8 protein-coding genes and 1 pseudogene are annotated in these 12,128 nt (G+C 65.5%); 3 read left to right on the forward strand and 6 right to left on the reverse strand.

Going from position 1 to position 12,128, the window contains the following annotated elements:
* Positions 1-176 precede the first annotated feature (176 nt).
* From CF161_RS30170 to glgB, 3 genes are all read left to right on the forward strand, one after another.
* Positions 177-2,171: an alpha-1,4-glucan--maltose-1-phosphate maltosyltransferase gene (locus CF161_RS30170; protein ID WP_020300427.1), complete on the forward strand. Its 1,995-nt coding sequence runs from the start codon at positions 177-179 to the stop codon at positions 2,169-2,171.
* A gap of 111 nt (positions 2,172-2,282) precedes the next feature.
* Positions 2,283-5,630 (forward strand): maltose alpha-D-glucosyltransferase, encoded by a 3,348-nt coding sequence (treS, locus tag CF161_RS30175; protein WP_020300428.1) that lies wholly within the window; start codon positions 2,283-2,285, stop codon positions 5,628-5,630.
* The gene (gene glgB / locus CF161_RS30180) at positions 5,627-7,858 is read left to right on the forward strand and encodes a 1,4-alpha-glucan branching protein GlgB (protein WP_020300429.1); all 2,232 of its coding nucleotides are present in this window, start codon (positions 5,627-5,629) and stop codon (positions 7,856-7,858) included. The genes treS and glgB overlap by 4 nt, the downstream gene beginning before the upstream one ends.
* A gap of 116 nt (positions 7,859-7,974) precedes the next feature.
* Here the strand turns inward: glgB and CF161_RS30185 are convergent, their stop codons facing one another.
* From CF161_RS30185 to CF161_RS30210, 6 genes and pseudogenes are all read right to left on the reverse strand, one after another.
* Complete coding sequence (locus tag CF161_RS30185; protein ID WP_043230903.1) at positions 7,975-8,775, reverse strand: endonuclease/exonuclease/phosphatase family protein; 801 nt, start codon at positions 8,773-8,775, stop codon at positions 7,975-7,977.
* 89 nt (positions 8,776-8,864) lie between these two features.
* Entirely contained in the window at positions 8,865-9,623 is a 759-nt protein-coding gene (locus tag CF161_RS30190) for a PIG-L deacetylase family protein (RefSeq protein WP_020300431.1), read from the reverse strand.
* Positions 9,624-9,907: 284 nt separating this feature from the next.
* A complete protein-coding gene (locus tag CF161_RS30195; RefSeq protein WP_020300432.1) occupies positions 9,908-10,567 on the reverse strand; it encodes a glycosyltransferase family 2 protein in 660 nt (219 codons plus the stop codon).
* Positions 10,564-11,163 carry an SAM-dependent methyltransferase gene (locus tag CF161_RS30200; protein WP_020300433.1) on the reverse strand — a complete coding sequence of 200 codons (600 nt, stop codon included), beginning with the start codon at positions 11,161-11,163 and terminating at the stop codon, positions 10,564-10,566. The genes CF161_RS30195 and CF161_RS30200 overlap by 4 nt, the downstream gene beginning before the upstream one ends.
* A complete protein-coding gene (locus CF161_RS30205; RefSeq protein ID WP_020300434.1) occupies positions 11,160-11,918 on the reverse strand; it encodes a PIG-L deacetylase family protein in 759 nt (252 codons plus the stop codon). The genes CF161_RS30200 and CF161_RS30205 overlap by 4 nt, the downstream gene beginning before the upstream one ends.
* Positions 11,915-12,128, reverse strand: a pseudogene (locus CF161_RS30210) (acyl-CoA dehydrogenase); the annotation flags it as partial. The pseudogene CF161_RS30210 and the gene CF161_RS30205, both read right to left, overlap by 4 nt.

Genomic DNA, 12,128 nt, shown 5'->3' on the forward strand with positions numbered 1-12,128 from the left:
CTGCCGTTGTCGACGTCCGTCCGGCCGAGTTCATCCGGCGGCGCCACATTCGGCTGAACTTTTAGCGCGCTGCCCGGTTCGGAACTTAAGTCTCTGAATTTAAGTGCGCCCGTCTGGGCCGCGTGTGGATACATCAGGTACAGGAGCGTCCACGGGGCGTTAAGGGGTGATGCTCGATGACTGCTGATAAACCGACTGAGCTGCATTACAACCCGCATTTACCGCTGTCACAGGCCTTGCTGCTGCCACGAATCGCCATCGAAAACACCGAGCCGGTGATCGATGGCGGGCAGTTTGCGGTCAAGGCGGTGGAGGGCGAGACCATCAACGTGCGCAGCAAGGTCTTCGCTGACGGTCACGACAAACTGGCGGTGCGCGTGCGCTGGCGGGCCGAGGGCGATGAGGTCTGGAACAGCCGGGCCCTGGACGACCTGGGCAACAACGGCTGGGGCGGCCAGTTCAGCGTGCCGACCCAGGGCCTGTATCGCTTTTGCATTGAAGCCTGGGTCGATCAGTTCGCCAGCTTCACCTACGAGCTGGAGAAGAAATTCCTCGCCGGGATCCCCGTCAGCCTGGAGTTACAGGAAGGCCGCAACCAGGTGCAACTGGCGTTCGAACGCAGCGACGGCGAGTTGCGCGAGCAATTGGTCGCGTTGCATCACCGGTTGTCCGGGCTGCTGGAAACCGAGCAGGTGCAGTTGTTCCTGGCCGCGGACAGCGCGGCGCTGATGGCCGAGGCCGATCACCGGCCCTACCTCAGCCTGAGCCCCGAGTACCCGCTGGACGTCGAGCGTTCCCTGGCCCAGTTCGCCAGCTGGTACGAGCTGTTTCCGCGCTCGATCACCGACGATCCCCGCCGCCATGGCACCTTTAACGACGTGCACTCGCGCTTGTCGATGATCCACGACATGGGGTTTGACGTGCTGTACTTCCCGCCGATCCACCCTATCGGCCGCAGTTTTCGCAAGGGGCGCAACAATTCCCTGAGCGCCGGCCCCGATGATCCGGGCAGCCCCTATGCCATTGGCAGCGAGGAGGGCGGGCATGACGCCATCCACGCCCAGCTCGGCACGCGCGAGGACTTCCGGCGCCTGGTGGCTGCGGCCGCCGAGCACGGCCTGGAAATCGCCCTGGATTTTGCCATCCAGTGTTCCCAGGACCACCCCTGGCTCAAGCAGCACCCGGGCTGGTTCAACTGGCGCCCGGACGGCACCATCAAATACGCCGAGAACCCGCCGAAGAAATACCAGGACATCGTCAACGTCGACTTCTACGCCGCCGAAGCGATCCCCAGCCTGTGGCTGGAGCTGCGGGACATCGTGGTCGGCTGGGTCGAGGAGGGGGTGAAGATCTTCCGCGTCGACAACCCGCACACCAAGCCGCTGCCGTTCTGGCAGTGGTTGATCGCCGATGTGCGGGGGCAGTACCCGCAGGTGATGTTCCTCGCGGAAGCCTTCACCACCCCGGCGATGATGGCGCGCCTGGGCAAGGTCGGTTATTCCCAGAGCTACACCTATTTCACCTGGCGCAACACCAAGAGCGAGCTGGCGACCTATTTCACCGAGCTCAACCAGGCGCCGTGGCGCGAGTGCTTCCGGCCCAACTTCTTCGTCAATACCCCGGACATCAACCCGGCCTTCCTCCATGAGTCGGGGCGTTCGGGGTTCTTGATCCGCGCCGTGCTGGCGACCATGGGCTCGGGCCTGTGGGGCATGTATTCGGGGTTCGAGTTGTGCGAAGCGGCGCCGGTGCCGGGCAAGGAGGAGTACCTGGATTCGGAGAAATACGAAATCCGCCCCCGGGACTTCAGCGCGCCGGGCAACATCATTGCCGAGATCGCCCAGCTCAACCGCATCCGCCGGCAGAACCCGGCGTTGCACAGCCACCTCGGGCTGACGGTCTACAACGCCTGGAACGACAACATCCTGTACTTCGGCAAGCGCAGCGCCGATGGCAGCAATTTCATCCTGGTGGCGGTCAGCCTCGACCCGTTCAACGCCCAGGAAGCCCATTTCGAATTGCCCCTCTGGGAGCTGGGCCTGCCCGACGACGCCCAGACCCAGGGTGAGGACCTCATGAACGGCCACCGCTGGACCTGGTACGGCAAGACCCAGTGGATGCGCATCGAACCGCACCAGCCGTTCGGCATCTGGCGCATCAGCAGCCCTTGATCCCGCCTGCCCGGTGCTGGCGCAACCCGCGCGAGCACCGGAAGCAGTGCCAGGGGGAGGTTGCCGACCTTCGCGCAGTATCCGGACCCATCATATTTTCAGGAGTTTCCAATGGCGAAGAAGCCCAGACCAGCCACCTTTATCAATGACCCGCTCTGGTACAAGGACGCGGTGATTTACCAAGTGCACGTCAAGTCCTATTTCGACTCCAACAACGACGGCGTCGGGGACTTCCCCGGCCTGATCGCCAAGCTCGACTACATCAAGGAGCTGGGGGTCAACACCATCTGGCTGCTGCCGTTCTACCCGTCGCCGCGCCGCGACGACGGCTATGACATTGCCGAATACCGTGGGGTCAGCGCCGACTACGGAACCATGGCCGACGCCAAGCGTTTTATCGCCGAGGCCCACAAGCGCGGGCTGCGGGTGATTACCGAGCTGGTGATCAACCACACTTCGGACCAGCACCCCTGGTTCCAGCGTGCGCGCAAGGCCAAGAAGGGCTCCAAGGCCCGGGACTTCTACGTCTGGTCCGATGACGATCAGAAGTACGACGGCACGCGGATCATCTTCCTCGACACCGAAAAATCCAACTGGACCTGGGACCCGGTCGCCGGGCAGTACTTTTGGCACCGCTTCTATTCCCACCAGCCGGACCTCAACTTCGACAACCCGCAGGTGATGAAGGCCGTGCTGTCGGTGATGCGCTACTGGCTGGACATGGGCATCGATGGCCTGCGCCTGGACGCCATCCCTTACCTGATCGAGCGCGACGGCACCAATAACGAAAACCTGCCGGAGACCCACGTGGTGCTCAAGCAGATCCGTGCCGAGATCGACGCCAACTACCCGGACCGCATGCTCCTGGCCGAAGCCAACCAATGGCCGGAAGACACCCAGCTGTATTTCGGCGATGTGAAGGGCGACGACGGCGATGAATGCCACATGGCCTTTCACTTCCCGCTGATGCCGCGCATGTACATGGCCCTGGCCCAGGAAGATCGCTTCCCGATCACCGACATCCTGCGCCAGACCCCGGAGATTCCCGCCAACTGCCAGTGGGCGATCTTCCTGCGCAACCACGATGAGCTGACCCTGGAGATGGTCACCGACAAGGAGCGCGACTACCTGTGGAACTACTACGCCGCCGACCGGCGTGCGCGGATCAACCTGGGCATCCGCCGGCGCCTGGCGCCGCTGATGGAGCGCGATCGTCGGCGCATCGAACTGCTCAACAGCCTCCTGCTGTCGATGCCGGGCACACCGACCCTGTATTACGGCGATGAGATCGGCATGGGCGACAACATTTACCTCGGCGACCGCGATGGCGTGCGCACGCCCATGCAATGGTCCATCGACCGCAACGGCGGCTTCTCCCGCGCCGACCCGGCGAGCCTGGTGCTGCCGGCGATCCAGGACCCGCTGTATGGCTACCAGTCGGTCAACGTCGAGACCCAGGCCGGCGACCCGCACTCGCTGCTCAACTGGACCCGGCGCATGCTGGCGGTGCGCAAGCAGTCCAAGGCCTTTGGCCGGGGCAGCTTGAAGATGCTGTCGCCGAGCAACCGGCGGATTCTGGCCTACACCCGTGAATACACCGGGGTCGACGGCAAGCACGAAATCATCCTCTGCGTGGCCAACGTCTCGCGCAGTGCCCAGGCCGCCGAGCTGGACCTCTCGGCGTTCGCCGGCATGGTTCCGGTGGAGATGCTGGGGGGCAATGCCTTCCCACCCATTGGCCAGCTGAACTTCCTGCTGACCCTGCCGCCGTACGGTTTCTACTGGTTCGTGCTGGCGGCGGAAAACCAGATGCCGAGCTGGCACGTGGAACCGGCGCAAAGCCTGCCGGACTTCAACACCCTGGTGCTGAAAAAACGCCTCGAAGAATTGCTCGAAGAGCCGGCACGCACCACCCTGGAGCACACTGCGCTGCCGACCTGGCTGCCCAAGCGGCGCTGGTTCGCCGGCAAGGACAGTGCGATCGAAGGGGTGCGTATCGCCTATGGCGTGCGCTTTGGCGATCCGCAGCATCCGGTGCTGTTCAGCGAGCTGGAGGTCACCAGTGGCGGCCAGGTCGGGCGTTATCTGCTGCCTTTCGGCCTGCTGGGCGAAGACCAGTTCGGCGCGGCCTTGCCCCAGCAACTGGCCCTGGCCCGTGTGCGCCGGGGGCGCCAGGTCGGCCTGATCACCGATGCCTTCGCCCTCGACAGTTTTGTGCGCAACGTGCTGCTGGCATTGCAGGCCAATACGGTGCTGAGTTCGACCCAGGGCGAGATTCGCTTCGAGGCCACCGAACTGCTGGCGGGCCTGGGCCTGAATGCCGAGTCCGAGGTGCGCTACCTGTCGGCGGAGCAGTCCAACAGCTCGGTCGCTGTCGGTGGCAGCCTGGTGCTCAAGCTGATCCGCAAGGTCGCCGCCGGCGTGCACCCGGAACTGGAAATGGGCGCCTACCTGACGGCCGCCGGCTTCGCCCATATTTCACCCTTGCTGGGTTCGGTGATCCGCCGCGACGAGCAGGGCCAGGACAATCTGCTGATGATCGCCCAGGGTTACCTGAGCAATCAGGGCGATGCCTGGGAATGGACCCAGAACAACCTGGAGCGGGCGATCCGCGACGAGATGGCCGAGGTGATTTCCGAGCAGCAACAGCACTACAACGCTCTCGGTGAACTGCAGGACTTCGCCGGCATGCTCGGCCAGCGCCTGGGTGAAATGCACCAGGTGCTCGCGGCGCCCAGCGACAACCCGGACTTTGCCCCGCTCAAGAGCACGGCCAAGGATGCCCAGGCCTGGGGCAAGCAGATCAGCGCTCAGCTCGAGCGGGCCCTGCAATTGCTCAAGCAGCATGAAAATAACCTGGAACCTGCCGATCGGCAGCGGGTCAGTCAATTGCTGCACGCCAAGAAGGCGATCCTGGCCTATGTGCAAACCCTGGCCAAGCAGGCCATCGGCGGTTTGCGCATCCGGGTCCATGGCGACCTGCACCTGGGCCAGGTACTGGTGATCAAGGGCGATGCCTACCTGATCGACTTCGAAGGCGAACCGGCGCGACCGCTGGAAGAACGCCGTGGCAAGCACAGCCCGTACAAGGATGTGAGCGGCGTCCTGCGCTCGTTCGACTACGCGGCGGCGATGGCGCTGAATGTGCAAGGGGTGGATAGCTCGGAGCAAGCCCTGGCCAGCCGGCAACGGGTCACCGAACGCTACCTGGTTCAGGCGCGCGAGGCGTTTGTCGAGGCCTATCGGTTGGCAACGGCTAATCTTGCTCATGCCTGGCAGGACAGCGCCGGTGAAGAGGCCTCGCTGTTGTTGTTCGGGCTGGAGAAAGCCGCCTATGAAGTGGCCTATGAGGCCGAGAATCGCCCCGGCTGGTTGGCCGTGCCGTTACGCGGCCTGGTCGGGCTGTTGAGTGCAGTGCAACCCTTTTCCGATACAGCGAGTAGTGGAGAGCAGTCATGAGTTTCTCGAACAAGGAACAGGGTCGGACCCAAGCGGTGTTGCTCCCCAGTGCGAAAGACATCGAAGCGCTGGTGCGCGCCGAACACCGTGATCCATTTTCCATTCTCGGCCCCCACGATGACGGGGCCGGTGGGCAGTTTATCCGCGCCTTCCTGCCCGATGCCCTGAGTGTGCAGGTGCTGGCCCGGGACGGCGGCGAAGTCCTCGGCAGCCTGGAGACTGGCCCGGTGCCGGGGCTGTTTGTCGGGCACTTGGCCCAGGCCCTGGATTACCTGCTGCGTATCCAGTGGGCCGGCGGCGAGCAGGTCAGCGAAGACCCCTACAGCTTCGGTCCGCTATTGGGGGAGATGGACCTGTACCTGTTCGCTGAAGGCAACCACCGCGACCTCAGCTCGTGCCTGGGCGCCCAGTTGACCACCGTGGACGGCGTCGCTGGCGTGCGCTTCTCGGTCTGGGCGCCGAATGCGCGGCGGGTGTCGGTGGTGGGCGATTTCAATGTCTGGGACGGGCGCCGGCACCCGATGCGCCTGCGCCATCCGTCCGGGGTCTGGGAGTTATTTATCCCGCGCCTGCAACCGGGCGAGGCCTACAAGTACGAGATCCTCGGCGCCGACGCGATCCTGCCGCTCAAGGCCGACCCCATGGCCCTGGCCACGCAGCTGCCGCCGGACACCGCGTCCCGGGTCGCCGCGCCGCTGAGCATCGATTGGCAGGACGGCGAGTGGATGCAGGCCCGTGGCGAACGCCAGCGACCTGACGCGCCCCTGTCGATCTATGAGCTGCACATCGGCTCCTGGCAGTGCGAGGTCGACGACCTGGGGGAAGTCGCCCGCCAATATAACTGGCATGAACTGGCTGAGCGGGTGATCCCCTATGTGCAGGACCTGGGCTTCACCCATATCGAGCTGATGCCGATCATGGAGCACCCCTTTGGCGGCTCCTGGGGGTATCAGCCGCTGTCGCAGTTCGCCCCCAGCGCGCGCTACGGTTCGCCAGATGATTTCGCGGCCTTCGTCAACGCCTGCCACCAGGCCAATATCGGCGTGATCCTGGACTGGGTGCCGGCGCATTTCCCGACCGATGCCCATGGCCTGGCGCAATTCGACGGCACCGCACTGTACGAATACGGCAACCCCCTGGAGGGCTTTCACCAGGACTGGGACACCCTGATCTACAACCTGGGGCGCACCGAAGTCCACGGCTTCATGCTGGCGTCGGCCTTGCACTGGCTCAAGCACTTCCATGTCGACGGCCTGCGGGTCGATGCCGTGGCCTCGATGCTGTACCGCGACTATTCGCGCAAGGCCGGCGAGTGGGTGCCGAACCGCCACGGCGGCCGGGAAAACCTGGAAGCGATCGACTTCCTGCGCCACCTCAATGACGTGGTGGCCCTGGAAGCGCCGGGTGCGTTGGTGATTGCCGAAGAGTCCACCGCCTGGCCCGGGGTCAGCCAGAGTACCCAGCAGGGCGGCCTGGGGTTTGCCTACAAGTGGAACATGGGCTGGATGCACGATTCCCTGCATTACATCCAGCAGGACCCGGTGTACCGCGCCCACCACCACAACGAGCTGAGCTTTGGCCTGGTGTATGCCTGGTCCGAGCGTTTTATCCTGCCGATTTCCCACGATGAGGTGGTGCACGGCAAGCATTCGCTGATCGACAAGATGCCGGGCGACCGCTGGCAGAAATTCGCCAACCTGCGGGCCTACCTGAGTTTCATGTGGGCCCATCCGGGCAAGAAGCTGCTGTTCATGGGCTGCGAGTTCGGCCAGTGGCGCGAGTGGAACCACGACCAGCAACTGGACTGGTACCTGCTGCAATACCCGGAGCACCGTGGGGTGCAGAAGCTGGTGGGTGACCTCAACCGCCTGTACTGCCAGGAGCCGGCGCTGCACGACCAGGACGATGCGCCCCAGGGCTTTCAGTGGTTGATTGGCGATGATGCGATCAACAGCGTGTATGCCTGGTTGCGCTGGAGCAAGGACGGCAAGCCGTTGCTGGTGGTGGCCAACTTTACCCCGGTGCCGCGCCAGGCCTACCGCATTGGCGTGCCCTTTGCCGGGCGGTGGAGCGAAGTGCTCAACAGCGATGCCGAGACCTACGCCGGCTCCAACTACGGCAACTCCGGTGGCGCCTTCACCGAAGACGTCGCCAGCCATGGCCAGGCGCTGTCCCTGGTGCTCAACCTGCCGCCCCTGGCGGTCCTCATCCTGCGCCCCGAAGCCTGACTGGCGCCGCAGCCTCGAGCAGCTGTAGCCGCTGCCGCAGGCTGCGCTGGCCGTCATAAACGCGGAGATACTCCAGACCCTCCTCGGCGTTCATCAGGGCCAGCGCAGCCATGGTGTCAGAGGTGGATTTCGACGGACAGGGGCAGGTGGTCCGAGAGGTGGGTCCAGGGTCGGTTGCCGAGGATTTTCGGTTCGTGGCTGCTGGCGTTGCGCAGGTAGACGCGGTCCAGGCGCAGCAGGGGAAAGCGCGCCGGGTAGGTCTTGGCCGGGCGGCCGTTGTGGCGTTCGAAGGCTTCGTGCAGGTCGGCGCGCTTGGCCAGGGTGGCGTTGCCGTGCAACTGCCAGTCGTTGAAGTCGCCGGCGATGATCACCGGCGCCTCTTCCGGCAGGGATTCGAGCAACTGGCAGAGCAGGGCCAGTTGCAGTTGCCTGTGGCTCTCCAGCAGGCTCAGGTGCACGCAGATGGCGTGCACCTCGGCGTGCCCCGGCACCTCCAGCACGCAGTGCAGCAGGCCGCGGCGCTCGGGGCCGGTGATCGACACATCGAGGTTGCGGAACTGACGGATCGGGTACTTGGACAGCAACGCATTGCCATGGTGGCCATCGGGGTAGACCGCATTGCGCCCGTAGGCAAAGTCGCTCCACATGCTGTCGGCAAGAAACTCGTACTGCGATTGCTGCGGCCAGTTTTCATGGCGCGAGGCATGCCGGTCATGTTCGCCCAGCACTTCTTGCAGAAACACCAGGTCGGCACCGGTGCTGCGTACCGCTTCGCGCAGTTCCGGCAGGATGAAGCGGCGGTTGAAGGCGGTGAAGCCTTTATGGGTGTTGACCGTCAGGATCCGCAACCGGTGGATCGCGGGGGCCTGGTCCTGGGGGGCGGACTCAACAGGGCGCCCGGGGGGATGACTGCTCACGCTCACTCCTTTTGATCAGTGCCAGTTACTTATGCGACTGATAGCGCGCCCGTCAGTTCAGGTTTTTCATGGGTCGCCTGGCCCCGTGGCTACATCAGGATGATTTCGTAGGGCTGGCGCAAGCGCTCCAACAGTGCCGCCGACAGCGCCGGCGCCAGGCCGATCTTCGGGTCGCCTTGCAACTGGCTGGCATAGGCGTGAACGGCGTGGCGCTTGCGAGCCACGGTCCAGGTGTCCAGGCGCAGCTTGCGCGCGCGCGGCCAGGGGACCTGGTACTCATCGCGCAGGGCCCGATGCCAGACCCCGACCGGCAATTCAAAGTGCCGTGCCCCGACCTGGGCCGCCGCCTTGGCGGTGGCACGGCCGACGGCTTCGTGATCGGGCGGGCCGTCTTCGCACCAGGTGCTGAACACCACGTCGTCGTGGCGCAGGTAGCGGCTGATGAACTGGCTGAGCTGATGCTCGCGGGCGGCGAGGGCGTTGTCGGTAAAGCCGCCGCGGATCCACTTCAGGCTGTGCAGGGGCAGGCCCAGGCGCCGCAGGGCTTCGGCGCTTTCCTGGGGGCGGAACACGCTCAGGCGGCGTTCCGACCACAGCTCCGAGCCCGGGTGGCTGGCGCTGCCATCGGTGACGGAAATCAACTGCAAGGGGTGCCCGTGGTGCGCCAGTACTTGCAGCAGGCCGCCGCTGGCGATGACTTCATCCCCCGGGTGCGGGGCGACGACCACGGCCCGGGCGCCGGCGGGCACCAGGTTGGCGAGATGAATCGGCGGTACGTCGACCAGTTGCCGCGTGCCGTTCCAGATCTGGTTCGGCCAGTGGTTTTCTATAACGGGTATGGATTTCATCGGTGTCACATCCCTGTTCCTGGCAGTCTGCGGCAGCGCATCGGGCGCTGGCCGGCAGCCTTGGGTTCGCACGCACGCCGATGTGTCGATGACAGTTTGGCGTGAAGTACCGGCGCTCCAGACCTTGGATTGCCGTATTGGCGCGGGGGCAATCATACACAGCCCGCTCGCGCCTACGCAGCGCCGTGGCGGTTTTTTTCTCCGGCACGGCATGCGGTTTTCACCATAGTTGGTAAATCTGCGGTGTGCAGGCCGGCCTGACGGGCGACCGCCACCGGCCTGGGTCAGGCTGGTGCCGCCAGGCTTTTCAGGTAATCGCCGAAGCCGCCACGGGCGCGGCTGTCGAGGCGGGCACTGGTGATGACCTGCGGCCGATGGCTCCAGGCGATGCTGGCACCGCAGCGCTCGAGCTGGCGCACCAGCTGCACGTCTTCATCGCAGGCCAGGGGTTCGAAGCCCCCGGCGCGGCGGTAGGCTTCGGCACTGATGCCCAGGTTGGCGCCGTGGATATGCCGGTGATCGTCACGGGCCTGGTAGGCCTGGTGATAGCGGATCTGCGCCTGGGAGTCGAAGCCCTGGCTCCAGGCGTCGACGGTCACGGTGCCGCACACGGCGTCGGTGCCCAGGGCCAATTGCGCCACCAGCCAGTCGGGGGCGACCCGGCTGTCGGCGTCGGTACAGGAGATCCAGCGCGCGCCCTGTTCCAGCAGGCGGTGGGCGCCTGCCGCCCGGGCCTGGCCGACGTTGCGGACGCTGAGCGCCAGGCTCTGCACCGGGTGCTCGTTAACGATCTGCGCCGAGTTGTCGCTGCAACTGTCGAGTACCACCAGGATCTGCACCGCTTCGCCGCCCAGGCTGGGGTGGCTGCCGGCCTGCAGCGCGGCTTGCAGGCAGTGCTCCAGGTACTGCTCTTCGTTGTGGGCCGGAATCAGGATACCGATCATCGCAGGCCCTCCAGGGTGGCCACCGAATCCGCCTCGCGGCTCCAGAGGTCGAGCATGAAGTCGGCCTCCTGATGCTCCAGCAGACGCGGCAGTTGCAGCTGGCGGTGCAACTGGTCGTGGACCTGGCCGGCGTCCAGCGGGCAGCCGGCGATGGGCGGGCGCCAGTGACAGGCCAGCAACTGGCCGTCGGGGGTCAGGCTGCGCAGGGCCTGGCGGATCACGTGGGAGAGGTCGGCGGCGTCCAGGTAGTAGCCGATCTCGCTGAGCACGATTAGGTCGAAGCGCTGGTCCGGCCAGTCCCTGGGCAACCGACCCTGGAACACCTGGGCATGGGCAAAGGGTTGCAGGCGCTGTTCGGCCAGGCTCACCGCCGCAGCGGCGGTGTCGCAGCACAGCAGGCGCTCGCAGCGGGTCGCCAGCTCGGCGCTGAGTTCGCCATTGGCGCAGCCCGGTTCGAACACACTGCGGTAGCGTCGGCGCGGCAGGCAGGCCAGGGTCAGGGCCCGCTTGCGCTGTTCGTACCAGCGTTCGCGAAACGACCAGGGATCGGCGCTCTGGGCGAACAGCTCATCGAAGTAGCGGTTGCCGACACTCATACAAACACCACTTCAAAGGGTTGCAGCAGGCGCTCGATGATATGGGGCGCCAGGACCGGCGGCAGGCCGATCTGCGGGTCGCCTTCCAGCTGGCTGGCAAAGGCATGGATCGCGTGGCGCTTGCGGGCCACCAGCGAGGGTTCGAGTTGCAGCTTGCGCGCGCGCTGCCAGGGTATCTGCGGGTCTTCGGGGCCGGCCCAGTGCCAGGTCCACACCGGCAACTCATGGAACGCCGCGCCCACGGCCCGCGCCGCTGCCGCACTGGCACGGCCCACCGCTTCATGGTCGCAGTGGCCGTCTTCACGCCAGGTGCTGAACAGCACGTCGGTGGGCCGCAGGTAGCGCTGGATAAACGCCGTCAGGCGCGGCTCATCGGCGGCCACCTGGCTGTCGCTGAAACCGCCTCGTAGCCATTGCAGACGGTGCAGGGGCAGGTCCAGGCGGCGCAGGGCCTCGGCCGATTCCTGGGGGCGTACCGCGCTCAGGCGTTGCACCGGCCAGCGCGCCGAACCGGGGTGGCTGGCGCTGCCGTCAGTGACTGAAATCAGCAGCAGCGGCCGGCCACTGTTGGCCAAGAGTTGCAGCAGGCCGCCGCACCCGAGGATTTCATCATCCGGGTGCGGCGCGATGATCACCGCACGCTGCCCCGGGGGCACCAGCTCGTCGCAGCTGATCGACGCCAGTTGCGCCAGGTGCGTGGAGTTCTGCCACTGCTGCAACGGCGTGCCGTGGCCGACGATAGGGTTGGGTTTCATAGGTGCCATATTCCTTCTGGCTGGTTGGCGACCTGTTCGCCCAAGGCGGCCAGGTCACGCTCGGCATGACTTTGGCGCAGGTACACCGGCAGGTCGGCCAGCAACTGGGCGAAGCGCCGGTCCTGGCAGTAGGGGGCGGCGCCCAGGGCGCGGCCGACGTGATGCAGCACGCGCTCGACGCTGGCCTCGGTCACCGCCCGGGCGCGACGA

Source organism: Pseudomonas sp. CF161 (assembly GCF_000416215.1).
Classification (GTDB): Bacteria; Pseudomonadota; Gammaproteobacteria; order Pseudomonadales; family Pseudomonadaceae; genus Aquipseudomonas.